The sequence below is a fragment of the uncultured Aquabacterium sp. genome (assembly GCF_913773725.1).
Taxonomy (GTDB): domain Bacteria; phylum Pseudomonadota; class Gammaproteobacteria; order Burkholderiales; family Burkholderiaceae_C; genus Aquabacterium.
Genome location: NZ_CAJYGK010000087.1, coordinates 1 through 14,224, shown reverse-complemented (window position 1 = coordinate 14,224; position 14,224 = coordinate 1). Strand labels below are relative to the sequence as shown.

Sequence of the window (14,224 nt, the reverse complement as noted above, 5' to 3'; positions counted from 1 at the left end):
CCACGCAGACAGGGTCGGCGCGGCCGACCGGAAAGACCAGACAGATGGCCATTCAATGGTTCCCCGGTCACATGAATGTGACCAAGAAAGCCATCGCCGAACGCATCAAGGACATCGACGTTGTCATCGAACTGCTCGATGCGCGACTGCCCGGCTCCAGCGCCAACCCCATGCTGGCCGCGCTCACCGGCCAGCGGCACAAGCTCAAGGTCCTCAACAAGCAGGACCTGGCCGACCCGGCCCGCACCGAAGCGTGGCTGGCCTGGTACCGCGCCCAGGCGGCCACCGGCGCCATCGGGCTGGACGCGTCGGAGACCGCACCGGCCCAGCGCCTGATCAAGGCCTGCCGTGAACTGGTGCCCCAGCGAGGCGGCATGGACAAGCCGGTGCGCGTGCTGATCTGCGGCGTGCCCAACGTGGGCAAGTCGACGCTGATGAACACCCTGGTGGGCCGCAAGGCCGCCAAGACGGGCGACGAGGCCGGCGTGACGCGCATCGAACAGCGCATCAACCTGGCCAACGACTTCTACCTGTTCGACACGCCCGGCATGCTGTGGCCCAAGATCCTGGTCGAGAAGAGCGGCTACCACCTGGCCGCCAGCGGCGCCGTGGGCCGCAACGCCTACGACGAGACCGAGACCGCATTGGAGTTGATCCACAGCATCAAGGGCACGTACGCCGCGGCGCTGGCCGAGCGCTACAAGCTGGACGACGTGGCCGCCATCCCCGCCACGCACGATGACGTGCTGCTGACCGAGATCGGCCGCAAGCGCGGCGCCGTGATGAGTGGCGGCCGCATCGACCTGCAGAAGGCTGCCGAGATCGTGCTGAACGACTTCCGCAGCGGCGCGATCGGCCGCATCACGCTGGAAACGCCCGAGACCTTCACCACCTGGCTGGCCGAGGCCAAGGCCGCCGAAGCCGAGCGCCAGCGCCAGAAGCTCGCAATGAAGAAGGCCGGCCGCCACACGCCGCGCAAGGACCCGCGCGGGCTGTGAGGCCCGCGATGCTGCCCGGCTGGATCACGCCATGAGCGACTCTTCCGCGCCCGCCGAACCGCTGTTCGAACCCCGCGGGCTGACCCCCACACCCGAGCAGCGCGCCATCCAGCTGGCGCGCAAGCGCCACCTCATCATCGAGGCCAATGCGGGGGCCGCCAAGACCACGACGCTGGCGCTGCGGCTGGCCCAGGCCCTGCTGCGCGGCGCCGACCCCGACCGCGTGCTGGCCCTGACCTACACCGACACCGCCGTGCAGGCGCTCAAGGACGCGCTGGCCCGCATCGGGCTGCCGGCCGACACGCGCCGGCGCCTGAAGTTGACGACCTTCGACGCCTTCTGCACCGAGCGCATGCTGGCCATCGAAGGCAGTGCCGTGCCCTGCCACCTGCATCCCGAGCCGCTCAAGCCCCATGTGCTGCGCGCCATCGACCGCGTGCTGCACAACGCCGACGAGCGCCATCCGGACGAGTTCGCCATCCAGGGCGACGGCGCGGCCAGCGTCGAGGGGCTGCTGGCGGCCTTTCTGCACCTGAAGGGCACGATGCAGCTGACGGTCGAAGCTGCCGACCGCTCATTGACGCCCGCGCTGGCCGCCGAGCTCGGGCACGACTACGCCACGCTCAAGGTCTTCCAGGCCTACGAACACATCCGCCGCGGCGGCCACCCCGACCACCACGCCTTCCGCGGCGAGCACGACGCGACCTACGACCTGGCCCGTCTGCTGCTGAACGAAGACGCCTGGCTGGGTGACCCGCACCCGCTCGAACTCGGCCTGCACCTCGTGCTGGTCGACGAGATGCACGACACCAACCGCGCCATGTTCACCGTGCTGCGCGAGGTGATGGCGCGCAACCGGGCGGCTTTCGTCGGCGTGGGAGACCGCGACCAGGTGATCCACGCGGTGGCCGGCGCCGATGCCCGCTTCATGGGTGAGCTGTTCGACCGCGAGGTGGCGGAAGCGACCCGTTTTCCGCTGAGCACCACCTGGCGCTTCGGGCCGACGCTGGCTCGGGCCGTGAGCGGGCTGGCGCGGCACAAGCCTTATGCGGCCCAGACGGTGCGCGACACCGAGGTCGAGCTCATCCCCACCGTGGGGCCCGCCGACCGCAACTGGCACCTCGGCCGGCTGATCAGCGAACGCGTCGGCCTCGACCCCAAGGCCCCGGCATCGGCCATCGCCATCCTGCTGCGTCAGCCGCACCAGTCGGTCGAGTTGGAGAACCACCTGCTCGACCGCGGCATCGACTACCGCACCGCCGGCTTCAGCACCTACCTGATGCGCCCCGAGGTGCTGTTCGTGCGCGGGCTGTTTGCCTGTTCGCACGGGCACTTCGGTGACATCGAGCGGCCCGAAACGCGCCTGGCCGTGCTGCAGGCCCTGCTGCGCTTTGCCGGCTCGCACGTGGACACCGGCGACGCCCAGCCCGAAGACAGCCCCACCGATGCCGACCGCGCCCGGCTGGAAGCGCAGGCGCTCAAGCAGGTCTGCGCCCAACCCGAGCTCGCTGCGGCCTTCCTGGAGAACCAGGTGTTGCGCAACGCCGCGCCCGCCGTGCGGCAGCGGCTCGAAGATGCGCTCGATGTGCTGCACAATGAGGACACCGAGGTGCTGCTGCGCCGCTTCGTGCGCGTGCTGCAGCCCGCGGCCCTGGCCGCTCGCGTGATGGTGCGCCGCCAGGACATTGCCCAGGTGGCCGCCAACATCGAAGGCCTGATCCAGTCGGCCGCCACCTTCGACCACCTCACGGCCTTCTTCCGCGCGATGATCGAGCGCGAACGCCGCCAGCAGGCCATGAAGCCGCAGCACTGCATCCTGCTGTCGAGCATCGAGGCCGCCAAGGGCCTGGAGTTCGAACACGTCATCCTGCCCGGCCTCAACAAGGGAGAGTTCGCCCTCGGCGGCGACACCACCGACAACCGCAACCTGCTCTACGTCGCGATGACACGCGCCCGCCGGCGCCTGACCATTCTGTGCGACCGCACACGACCGAGCGCCTACCTCAAGGACGCGGGCCTGCTCTGAAGCGGGCCACGCGCCACCCCACATTCAAAGAGAAAGAAGCGACCACATGGCTTCCTCCCCCGACCACATCAGCATGGCGCTGTTCTGCGACTTCGAGAACGTCGCCCTCGGCGTGCGCGACGCCAACTACGAGAAGTTCGACATCAAGAAGGTGCTCGAGCGCCTGCTGCTCAAGGGCAGCATCGTCGTGAAGAAGGCCTACTGCGACTGGGAGCGCTACAAGGGCTTCAAGGCCGCGATGCACGAGGCCAACTTCGAGCTGATCGAGATCCCGCACGTGCGCCAGTCCGGCAAGAATTCGGCCGACATCCGCCTGGTGGTGGACGCGCTCGACCTCTGCTACACCAAGAGCCACGTCAACACCTTCGTCATCATCTCGGGCGATTCGGATTTCTCACCGCTCGTATCGAAGCTGCGCGAGAACGCCAAGTACGTGATCGGCGTGGGCGTGAAGCAGTCGACCTCGGACCTGCTGATCGCCAACTGCGACGAGTTCATCTTCTATGACGACCTGGTGCGCGACGCCCAGCGCCAGCGCAAGGACAACCGCGACCAGCCGCAGCCACGCCGATCGCCGGAAGAGGAAGCCCGTCGCAAGGCCGAACTGGACGCGCGCCGCACCAAGGCCGTCGAGATGGCGGTCGAAACCTTCGACGCGCTGGTGACCGACCGAGACGAGGGCGGCAAGATCTGGGCGTCGGTGCTGAAAGAGGCGATCAAGCGCCGCAACCCGGGCTTCAACGAGAACTACTACGGCTTCCGCACCTTCGGCAACCTGCTGGAAGAAGCGAAGTCGCGCGGGCTGCTGGAGTTCGGGCGCGACGAGAAGTCGAGCGCCTATGTGTTCCGCAGTGCCGGCAACGGCGCGCCGCCGGTCGAGGCCGAGGCACGCCCCACCAGCGCGCAAATGGAAACCGACGCGGTCGACACCACACAGACCGCTGTGGAGATGCAAGCCGGCAACGAGGCACGCCAGGAAGAGCGCCGTCGCAGCCGTGGCGGACGCGGCCGGCGCAGCAATGGCCGGCAGGATGGCCGTGCGGAACGCGACGAAACGGCACCGCGGGATGCGGCACCTGACGAGACCCGTGGCACCCGCGTGGATGCCGAAGTGCCTGCCGGGATCCCGGTGGCCTTGCCGGTGGCCCTGCCCGTGACCCCGCCGGAGCCCGCACCGACGGCACCGTCGGAGCCCTCCCCGTCCGCTGCGCCCGAGCAGACAGACGCCGAGCCTGCACCGCGCAAGGCGCGCAGCAGCAAGCCCCGCAGCAACAGCACGGGCCGCACCAGCCAGCGCCCCGCAAAGGAGACGCAGGACGGCCAGAGCGCCCCCACCCCCGACGCACCTGTCGCGCCCCCGGCCCCGCAGGCCAAGAAGGACGTGCCAGCCGCCAAGCGGGCACGGCGCCCCGCAGCGCGCAAGACAGCGGCCCGCAAGGCCACGCCGGAAGGCGGTACACAGGGCGGCGCGGACTGAGCACAACGCACCACCAGCTGGCAAAATGACCCAATTACCGGGGCGTCTTCGCACCGGGATCGGGCTTGACGAAAGGGACTTGCACCGCCTTGGCGCGCCAGACAAAGTGTGTTCAAGTCCTCATCCGGCCGGTCGATAGAGAGGGAAACCCCCACTCCATCATGCCCGCCATGTCCCACCCTCACCCTCAGCACGCGGCGTCTTCCTTCAGTCGGTTTGCCCACCTCTCCCTGCAGGCCAGGTTGTGCCTGGCCGGTGTCGGGCTTGTGGTCCTCAGCCTCGGCGTCACCGGGGTGGCCATCGGCATCCAGAGCAGCGAGCAGGCCGAAGCGGCCACGATGAAGCTCGCCGAGACCTCGACCCGGGAGGCCGCCGGCGCCATGCAGACGCGGCTGCGCGCCCACCTCAGCACGGTGCTGCAACTGGCCGAATCCATGCAGCAGACCCGTGCCGCCCAGCGCCCGCTGGCGCGTGATCAGATCGACGACATGGTCAAGGGCGCACTGCACAACAACCCTGACTTCATCGGCAGCACCGTCACCTGGGAGCCCAATGCGCTCGACGGCCGCGACGCCGAGTTCGCAGGCCAGAAGCCACGGTTCGACGACACCGGGCGCCATATGCCCTACTGGGTGCGCGGGGCAGACGGCAAGCTGACGGTGGAGCCCATCGTGTTTGTCAGCACGCCGGGTGGCAACGACTGGTACGACGTGCCCAAGCGCACGCTGCGGCTGCTCTTCACAGAGCCCTATCTGTACCCGATCAGCGGCAAGGAGGTGATGATGTCGTCGCTGGTGGCGCCCATCGTCGTCGAGGGGCAGTTCAAGGGCGCGGCGACAGCTGACTTCACGCTCGACCGCCTGGGCCAGTTGCTGGCCAGCGTCAACCCGATGCGCGATGGCCAGATGGCCCTGCTTTCAAACGGCGGCCTGTACGCCAGCCACCCCGACGCAGCCCGGCTGCAGAAGCGCGCCGACGATGTGCCGGCCGAGGGTCTGGCGGCCGTCAAAGCCGGGCGCCCCTGGCACTACGAGGACAACCAGGGCATGGTGCATCTGCTGCAGCCAGTCGTCATTCACCCCGACATTGCCCCCTGGGCCGTCCGGCTGAGCTTTCCCAAAGCCCATGCGACCGAATCCGCACGTGCCCTGATGTGGACCACCCTGCTGACGGCCCTTGCGTGTGCTGCGGTCACTGGAATGGTGCTCGTCGTCGTCGTGCACCGGCTGCTGGCGCCGCTGCGCTCCCTGCGTGGCGCCATGATGGGCCTGGCCAGTGGCGAGGCCGACCTCAGCGTCAAGCTGCAGGCCCGCGGCCACGATGAACTGGCCGACATCGCTCGCGGCTTCAACGGCTTCGTGGCCAAGGTGAATGGTTCGTTGTGGCAGATTCGCGAAGCAGCCGGTTCGGTGCAGGTGGCCTCCGGCGAGATTGCCAGCGGCAACCTTGACCTGTCGTCGCGCACGGAACACGCCGCCTCGAGTCTGCAGCAGACGGCCTCGTCGATGGAGCAGCTGGCCGACACGGTGCGGCACACGGCCGATACCGCCTCGCAGGTCAACCAGCTGGCCGGAGACGCCAGCGCCGTGGCCGCCAAGGGCGGCGCGATGGTGGGCGAAGTGGTGCACACCATGAACGACATCCACACAAGCTCGCGCCAGATCGCCGACATCATCGGCGTGATCGACAGCATCGCCTTCCAGACCAACATCCTGGCGCTGAACGCCGCCGTGGAAGCGGCCCGGGCGGGCGAACAGGGACGCGGCTTCGCGGTCGTGGCGTCCGAGGTGCGGGGGCTTGCCAGCTGCTCGGCCGAAGCCGCCCGCGAGATCAAGGCCCTGATTCAGGCGTCCGTCGAGCGGGTCGACCACGGCGCCGATCTGGTGCAGCGCACCGGTCAAACCATGCAGGACGTGGTGCAGGCGGTGCAGCGGGTGTCGGGCCTGATCCGCGAAATCTCGGATGCGACCAGCGGTCAGAGCCTGGGGCTGCAGGAGATCAACACGGCCGTGTCACAGCTCGACCAGATGACGCAGCAGAACGCCGCGCTGGTCGAGGAAGGCTCGGCCGCCGCCGAATCCTTGCGGGAACAGTCGGCGCGCCTGGCAGGGATTGTGGCCAGCTTCAAGCTGGACGAACAGCACCGATGAGCCGCGCCGCAAGGGCGCGACCACTGAGCCAGGCGCCTTCCACCTTGCCGGTGCCGAGCCAGTCTCCGCACACCCCCAGGGCAAGGTCAGGCCGCCACAGTGCGCCCTCGCCCAGCGGCGGTGCGGTGTCGGCATAGCGCCAGCGGTGCGCGGTCCAGGCGGCCGGTCGAGGCGCCCCGAGCGCCTCGAAGGCGGCCAACAGCAGCGCTGCGGCCTCTTCCGGCGTGTCTTCGATGTGCGCCTCACTCCATTCCGCTTCGGCGTGCAGCAGCCAGGTCTCGCCCGGCCCGGCAGGCCGTCCCGGCTTGCTGCTGTCGCGCGCCACCCAACGCAACGGCCCTTCGTTGACGAAGGCCGCATCGAACGGCAAGCTCAGCGGGGCGTCGTAGCGCAGCATCAGCGCCCAACTGCCGCGCATGCGGGCGCCTGCGGCCACGGCCGCCCATTCGGGCGCCGGCCCCTGCAGGAGGGGCACGGCCTGGGGTGAAGGCACGGCGAGCAGCACGGCATCGAAAAACGTGTCCAGCAGGCCGTGCTCGGCCGTCAGCAACTGCCAGCCCGCAGGCTGGCGCACCAGCGCCGTCACGGTCGTCTGCAACTGAACCGCCAGCCTCTGGGCGATGAAGCCGGCGGGCGACGTCATGCGGGGTGTGCCCACAAAGCGCTCGGTCGGCTCGCCCGCTTCGGCTGCAGGGCGGGCGCCGAACACCGACAACCTGGGCTGCCACAGCGCGGCCACGCCGGCCTCAACCCAGCGGTCCACTTCGGCCCGGAAGGCAGGATCGCGCGCGGTGAAGTACTGGGCACCATGGTCACACTGCCAGGTGTCGCCCCGGCGCGCGCTCATGCGGCCCGAGGGGCCCCGGCTCTTGTCGAACACGGTCACGGTGTCACCGCTGGCCTGAACGGCCTCGGCGCACGCCAGACCCGCCAGCCCGGCCCCCACCACGGCCACGTGGCGAGGCGTCATGGTCATCTCGGTCATGGCCATCACTTCAACGGAAAACCCATGCCACGCAAGGCCTCGGCCAGCCGGTCACGGCCGGTCAACGCGGCGTCATCCGCCACGCGGCGCGACGAATGCACGGCCCACGTGCCGCGCACGTTCATGCCCTGGCTGGCATAGAACGCCGCCATGGCCTGGTTGTAGGCCGCCACGCCCTCCATCTGCGCGGCCACCGGGCGATATCGCTCACTGTGCAGCACCACCGACTGCGGCAGGCGGGGCTTGACGGCTGCGGGCGCTGGCGTGGGGTCTTCCACGCCCAGCGTCATGCCGAACAGCGCGAACACCTTGGGTGGCAGACCCAGCAGTTCGGCCACCTGCTCGGGCTGGTTGCGCATGCCACCGATGTAGCACCCGGCCAGGCCCATGGACTCAGCGGCCAGCATGGCGTTCTGTGCGGCCAGGGCGGCGTCGATCGCGCCCACCAGGAACATCTCCAGCGAATCGAGCGCTGCGTGCGGCAGGTTCAAGTCTTGAGCCACCGCCTCCAGGCGCGCCAGGTCCACCAGCCACATCAGCACCACGGGTGCCGCAGCCACGTGGCCCTGCCCGCCCGCGCACTCGGCCAGGCGGGCCTTGGTGTCCGCATCGCGCACGGCCACCACGCTCCACACCTGCAGGTTCGACGAGGAAGCAGCAGACTGGGCCGCGGCCACCAGCGCCGACAACTGCGCGTCGGTGACGGGCTCCGGCTTGTGACGGCGCACGCTGCGGTGGGCCAGCATCTGGTCGATCACGGCCGTCCAGCGGGCCGGCTCGGCGGTGGAATCGGGGGCCTGCGCGTCGTAGCGGGCCTGAAGCAGGGTTGCCAGGTTCATCGGGTCGTCTTGGGGTTCACCGCGCGGATCGCGCGCACAACCCGTCAAGGTAACCGCAAACGGTGCCCGCCGCCGGGCCACGTGGCAAAGAGCGGGCACCTGAACCGGGTTTGTTCAGGGGCGGCTCAGCCTCGCACACGGGCCCAGTGGCGCTGCAGGGACGCCGCCACCGGCTCGGGCGAGGACATCAGCCCCATGTGGCCCAGGCCCTCGAGTGTTTCCACCCGGGCGTGCGGGTTCACCTCGGCCAGGCGCTGGATCATGTCGCGCGTGGGCGGCCGCGTGGTGGCGCCACGCACCAGGGTGAAGGGGATGTCGAGCGCGTACTGCTCGAACGGCAGTGGCTCCTGCGAGACGCTGCAGACCTCGCGGAACATCTTCCAGCTCACGGCGCGGGTCATGGCCTTGACCTTCTCGGGCATGGCCTGCCACACGCCGGGCTGATTCCAGTAGTCGATGAAGCGCTCCACCCAGGCCTCCTCGCCGCCCTGGGCCTCGTCCAGCATGCTGTGCTCGGCGCCGTACAGGGCCTCCACATCGGCCGCCGTGTCGGGAGGCAAGCGGTCGGCTTCGGCACGCAGCGCGCCGAACAGCACGGGCTCGTACACCCACAGCGAGCGCACCGGCAGGCCGGCCTGTCGGGCCAGGGTCAGCGCGGCGAACCCGCCATAGGAATGGGCCACCAGGTGCACGCCGGTCGCGCCTTCCGGCACGTGGGCCCGAAGATGCGCCACGTCGTCATGCACCGAGAAGCGGCTCCCACGCGGCAACAGGTCGTCCGGCGCATAGCCCCGGTTCGCTGGCGCCACGGGCGTCACCCCGTCGGGCACCGTCGCCAGGTACGGGCGCCACATGAAGGGCCCGGTGGCGGTGGAATGGATGAACAGCGCGACCTCGGACATCGAAACCTCATCTACTTGCTTGAAGAAAGTAGATGAAGCGTAACACCCCCACTTGCGTGAAGCAAGTAAACTGCGGCCATGCGTCGCACCTCCTTTGCCGACGAGCGTTGCTCGATTGCCCGCGCTCTGGACCTGATCGGGGAGTGGTGGACGCTGCTGATCGTGCGCGAGGCCTTCCTCGGCTGCCAGCGCTTCGGTGAATTCGAGGCGCGCCTGGGCATTGCGCCGAACGTGCTGAACCAGCGGCTGAACCGCCTGGTCGAAGGCGGCGTGCTGCAGGTGGCTGCCACCAGCCAGAGCGGCAAGGCGCTGGCCTACCGGCTGACCGACAAGGGCCGGGACCTGCACCCCGTGATCGTGGCGCTCGCTCAGTGGGGCGACCGCCACGCCGCAGCACCCGACGGCCCGCCGATCCAGCTGGTGGAGCGCGACACCGGCGTGCCGATTGCGCCCATGGCGGCACGGTCTGCCGTGACGGACCGGCCGCTGCGCCCGCGCGATGTGGCGGTGGTCGCCGGCCCTGGCGCCACCGACAGTGACCACGCCCGCCTGGCCGACCTCAGGGCGCAGGAAGCGGCACAGGGTCGGCCGCCGCCTGCAAGTCCAGCAGGGTCTGCAGCGGCTCCCCGGACACCGTCTCGCAAGCCAGCAGGGCATCCGTGAGCGCGTCCAGCGTGGTGCGGCGTTGCGTCAGCACCGCGCGGCAGGCCGCCTGGGCCTCGTCCAGCACCGTGCGGGCCTCGGCCAGCAGGCGCTCCTGCAGGTGCGGGCCCATCAAGCCGGACGGCACGCCGTCCACGCTCAGCAGGCCGAAGGCCTGGCTGAATCCCATCTGCCCCACCATCTGAATCGCCAGCGACGACGCGCGCTTAAGGTCATCGGCGGCGCCCGTGGTGGTGTGGCCAAAGGCCAGCAGTTCGGCTTCACGGCCGGCCAGCATCATCCCCAGGCGAGCCTTCAGTTCGCGCTCGCCATAAAGCGGCAGCTCGTGTCCACGCGTCATGAAGGTCACGCCCAGGGCCTGGCCACGGGGCTCGATGGTCACGCGCTCGACAATGCCGGCCTTCAGCGCGTGGGCCACCAGCGCGTGGCCGGCCTCGTGAACGGCAATGCGGTGGCGGTCGGCCGGCGTCATCAGGGCCTTCATGCCCGACACCTCGCCACCCAGTTGATGGCGCTCGAGGGCGCGCAGCAAGTGCTCCTGCGTCACGGCCGGGGCCTCACGTTCAGCGGCCGTCACGGTCGCGCGGTTGACGATGCCTTCGATGTCGGCATGAGACAGGCCGGCGGTGGCGCGCGCCAGCACGTCCAGATCCAGATCGGGCGCAGCCAGGATGCGGCCGGTGCAGCGCTGCAGCAGGGCAAGCCGGTCTTGCAGCGTGGGCAGCGTCACGCGGGCCACCAGGTCGAAGCGGCCCGGGCGCTTCAAGGCATCGTCGATGTGCTCGACGTGGTTGGTGGCGCCGACCACCACCACCTGGTCCTTGGCATCGAAGCCGTCCAACTCGACCAGCAGCTTGTTGATGATGCGATTCTCTTCGGAGCTGCCGCCGCCGTGCGTGGGGCTGGCGCCGCTGGTGCGCCGCCCGATGCCGTCGAACTCGTCGATGAAGACGATGCAGGGCGCATGACGGCGCGCAGTGGCGAACAGCTCGCGCACCTTGGCAATGCCCGCGCCATAGAACATGCTCGAGAAGTACGAGCCGTCGACGGCGATGAAGCTGGCGCCGCATTCACCGGCCAGCGCGCGGGCCAGCAGGGTCTTGCCGGTGCCAGGCGGGCCTTCCAGCAGCACACCGCGGGGCGGGCGCGCGCCGAGCGCCCGGTAGCGATCTGGCGAGCGGAGAAAGGCCGCCACCTGCTGCAGTGCAGCCTTGGCCTCCGACGCGCCCACCACGTCATCGAAGCAGGTGTCGGGGCGGGTGGCCAGGCCCGCGCGGCCCGATGCCGCCGAGCCCGTGCGCACGCGGTGCAGCACCACCGCGGCAGCCCCCACCACCAGCACCAGCAACAGCAGGCGCTCCAGCGCCACGCCGGCGCGGTTGCCCCATCGGGAGGCTGCACCCTGGCCGTCCAGCGCCAGCGCCGTGAGCGCAAAACCCTGCTCACGGCTGAGCGGCCCGAGCCGCGCTGCCGCGCCGGCGTCCCCCGGCAGGGCCAGCAGCGTGGTGCTGTAACGCCCGCCATCGGTCCGCGTCACGAGCACCCGCGCGCCGTCCACCCCGACCTCGCGCACCCGGCGGGCGGCCAGATCGGCTTCGAACACCGACAGCTCCAGGGGGCGGCGCAGCCAATCCTGCGGGCTGGCCTCGAAGCGGGCGGCCAGCGGCGAGCGGGCGGCGGCCACGTCCGGCGTGCCCCACCCCTGGCCGAGCAGCAGGGCAAGGTAGGTGAAGGCCAGCACCAGGGCCAGCGTGAGGGTCTGCAGCCAGCGCGGCCAGGAAGCAAAGGGCGTCATCGTCGGGCACCACAAGGAAAGGCCTTGATGAAACCGCAGATGCCGCCCTCATGGCCGGCGGATGAGCCCGCCTGTCCGCGGCCTCTTCAGAAGCTGCGGCGCCCTGGCCGGGCACGGCGCTTGCCCGGCGCGTGACGCGCTGCACACGGTGTCCGGTGACCGGACGGCGGGCCTGGATCAGCCCGCCCAGTGGCGCGGAGTCAGCCCAGCAGGCGCACCCAGCCCGCCACCGCGAGCACGCCGAGGGCCGCCACGGCCCAGGTCAGCCGACGCACATGGGTACGGTGCGACTCGATCTGCGCAATGAGGCGCGCCTGCTGGTCGGCCAGGGCCTGAATGAGCTCGCTGGACGCGCGCATCTCGGCCTGCAGTTCGCCGGTCTGTCGGCGAAGCTGATCCAGTTCCCAGCGCAGCCGCGTGGCTTCATCTGCAGTGGGCGGCACCGCATCGGCAGGCGCGGCGGCTTCGGCGCCTGCGGTCGCCCCTTTGCCACCCGCGGCGCGTTGCCACAGGCGCTTCGCACCATCGGCAATGTCCGGCGCACGGGCCATCACCTCGGTCCAGGGCACGGCCTTGAGCAGGGTCAGCCAGGGCATCGCCATCGCGGTCACCTCCGGGATGAAGGCTGGCTGGTGGGCACCAGCCGCGTGATGTCCAGCCCCTGCCGGGTCAGGCGGTGCAGCAGCGCGTGGTAGGCCTGGGCGTCCACGTGGGGCGTCCGCGACAGAATCCAGAGGTAGTCGCGTCCCGGCTCACTGACTGCCACCAGCTGGTACGCCTCATCCAGGTCCACCACCCAGTAATCACCCCACACCCACGGGATGAAGGACAGCCAGGCCGGCGCAAACCGCACTTTCAATCGGGGCGACTGGGCGTCTCCCACCTGACGCGCCACGCCCACGGCCTCGTCCAGGGTCCCGTCGGCCTTGCGACAGCGGTTGCGCACTTCGATGCGCCCCTCCGGCAGTGCGCTGTAGACGGCCTGCACATCGGCCACGCACTGTTTCTGGAAGCGATTGGGATAGCGCGCGACCTCGTACCACGTGCCGAGGTAGCGGGGGACGTCCAGCGCCGGGATGGTCTGCAGCGGGCCGGGCACCGGCGGCGACGAGGCCGAAGAGGGCGCAGCAGGCGTCGCGCCGGCGAAGGCCGGGCCCAGGGCCAGAACAAGAATCCAGAGCAGGCGCATGGCAGATCGCGATGAGGTCGATGTGGAGCAGTCTAGCAAGGCATCGACACCGCCCCGCCCCACCCTGACTCGGTCAGGGTCAGCCGGAGAGCCGGGCCCACTTCAGCAGCCCGCTACCGCCGGCGTTCAGACATGAAAAAGGGGCTTGCGCAGCCCCTTTGAAGATCGCCTGAATCAGCCCGTGTGGGCCGGACTCACTTCCAGTTGCCGTCCTTCAGGCCGGTGATCTTGTTGAACACCGGCTTGCCGGCGGCGTGGTCCACACGGTCGGCCACGAAGTAGCCGAAACGCTCGAACTGGAACTTCTGATCCGGCTGAGCCTGGGCGAGCGAGGGCTCGACATAGCCCTTCACCACCTTGAAGCTGTCGGGGTTCAGGCTGGCCTTGAAGTCCTTGCCACCCGCATCCGGATGCGGGTCGGTGAACAGGCGATCGTACAGGCGCACCTCGGCCTCCACGCCATCAGCCGCGCCCACCCAGGTGATGGCCGCCTTGACCTTGACGCTGTCGGCGCCCGGCGTGCCGCTCTTGGTGTCGGGCACCACGGTGGCCAGCACCTCGGTGACCTTGCCATCGGCGTCCTTGGTGCAGCCCGTGCACTCGATGACGTAGCCGCCCTTCAGGCGCACCTTGTTGCCCGGGAACAGGCGCTTGTAGCCCTTGGGCGGCACCTCTTCGAAGTCCTCGCGCTCGATCCACACCTCGCGGCCGAGCTTCAGGTGGCGCACCGGCGCTTCGGTGCCTTCCGGCGGATGCGGCAGCGCCGGCAGCGAGCAGGCCTCCAGGTGGCCCGCGCCCATCACCTCGTCCCAGTTGGTCAGCACCAGCTTGAGCGGGTCGAGCACGGCCATGCCGCGGTGGGCCTTGCTTTCCAGGTCGTCACGCAGGGCGATGTCGAGCGTGCTGTAGTCGATCCAGCTGTCGGACTTGCTCACGCCGATGCGCTCGCAGAACAGCTGCAGGGCTTCCGGGGTGTAGCCGCGACGGCGCAGGCCCACGATGGTCGGCATGCGGGGGTCGTCCCAGCCGCTGACCACGCCTTCATCGACCAGGGCCTTGAGCTTGCGCTTCGAGGTGATGACGTAGGTGAGGTTCAGGCGCGCGAACTCGTACTGGCGCGGCACCGGCTGCTGGATCAGGCCCAGCGTGGCAAGGTTGTCGAGCAGCCAGTCATAGAACGGGCGCTGGTCTTCGAACTCC

At 69.7% G+C, this 14,224-nt stretch carries 12 protein-coding genes; 5 read left to right on the top strand and 7 right to left on the bottom strand.

The genetic code is table 11. The annotated features are described in order from the left end of the window. Positions 1-44 precede the first annotated feature (44 nt). The 4 genes from ylqF (at position 45) to QZ709_RS10140 (ending at position 6,651) form a co-directional block, all read left to right on the top strand. Positions 45-998 (top strand): ribosome biogenesis GTPase YlqF, encoded by a 954-nt coding sequence (ylqF, locus tag QZ709_RS10155; protein ID WP_294637159.1) that lies wholly within the window; start codon positions 45-47, stop codon positions 996-998. A 31-nt stretch (positions 999-1,029) separates the two neighbouring features. After that, the gene (locus tag QZ709_RS10150; protein WP_294637157.1) at positions 1,030-3,024 is read left to right on the top strand and encodes an ATP-dependent helicase; all 1,995 of its coding nucleotides are present in this window, start codon (positions 1,030-1,032) and stop codon (positions 3,022-3,024) included. A gap of 46 nt (positions 3,025-3,070) precedes the next feature. Continuing rightward, entirely contained in the window at positions 3,071-4,501 is a 1,431-nt protein-coding gene (locus QZ709_RS10145; protein ID WP_294637156.1) for an NYN domain-containing protein, read from the top strand. A 170-nt stretch (positions 4,502-4,671) separates the two neighbouring features. After that, positions 4,672-6,651 (top strand): methyl-accepting chemotaxis protein, encoded by a 1,980-nt coding sequence (locus QZ709_RS10140; protein ID WP_294637155.1) that lies wholly within the window; start codon positions 4,672-4,674, stop codon positions 6,649-6,651. On the opposite strand, the gene QZ709_RS10135 is transcribed toward QZ709_RS10140, so the two are convergent. From QZ709_RS10135 to QZ709_RS10125, 3 genes are all read right to left on the bottom strand, one after another. Further along, the gene (locus QZ709_RS10135) at positions 6,626-7,636 is read right to left on the bottom strand and encodes an FAD-dependent oxidoreductase (RefSeq protein WP_366937162.1); all 1,011 of its coding nucleotides are present in this window, start codon (positions 7,634-7,636) and stop codon (positions 6,626-6,628) included. The two genes, QZ709_RS10140 and QZ709_RS10135, sit on opposite strands and share 26 nt — an antisense overlap. 5 nt (positions 7,637-7,641) lie before the next feature. Then, on the bottom strand, positions 7,642-8,475 hold the full coding sequence (locus QZ709_RS10130) for an NADPH-dependent oxidoreductase (protein ID WP_294637154.1): 834 nt from the start codon (positions 8,473-8,475) through the stop codon (positions 7,642-7,644). A 125-nt stretch (positions 8,476-8,600) separates the two neighbouring features. After that, the gene (locus QZ709_RS10125) at positions 8,601-9,377 is read right to left on the bottom strand and encodes an alpha/beta hydrolase (RefSeq protein ID WP_294637153.1); all 777 of its coding nucleotides are present in this window, start codon (positions 9,375-9,377) and stop codon (positions 8,601-8,603) included. Positions 9,378-9,455: 78 nt separating this feature from the next. Between QZ709_RS10125 and QZ709_RS10120 the strand changes: the two genes are divergently transcribed. Beyond that, entirely contained in the window at positions 9,456-10,040 is a 585-nt protein-coding gene (locus QZ709_RS10120) for a helix-turn-helix domain-containing protein (protein WP_294637152.1), read from the top strand. On the opposite strand, the gene QZ709_RS10115 is transcribed toward QZ709_RS10120, so the two are convergent. The 4 genes from QZ709_RS10115 to QZ709_RS10100 all read right to left on the bottom strand — a co-directional run. Beyond that, positions 9,937-11,835, bottom strand: a complete 1,899-nt coding sequence (locus QZ709_RS10115) for an AAA family ATPase (RefSeq protein WP_294637151.1) — start codon at positions 11,833-11,835, stop codon at positions 9,937-9,939. The genes QZ709_RS10120 and QZ709_RS10115 overlap by 104 nt on opposite strands. 200 nt (positions 11,836-12,035) lie before the next feature. Beyond that, positions 12,036-12,437: a hypothetical protein gene (locus QZ709_RS10110; RefSeq protein ID WP_294637149.1), complete on the bottom strand. Its 402-nt coding sequence runs from the start codon at positions 12,435-12,437 to the stop codon at positions 12,036-12,038. Between the two features lie 5 nt (positions 12,438-12,442). Beyond that, entirely contained in the window at positions 12,443-13,024 is a 582-nt protein-coding gene (locus tag QZ709_RS10105) for a lipocalin family protein (RefSeq protein WP_294637148.1), read from the bottom strand. A 194-nt stretch (positions 13,025-13,218) separates the two neighbouring features. Continuing rightward, the coding region (locus tag QZ709_RS10100; RefSeq protein WP_294637147.1) for a glutamate--tRNA ligase family protein at positions 13,219-14,224 on the bottom strand (1,006 nt) is incomplete at its 5' end.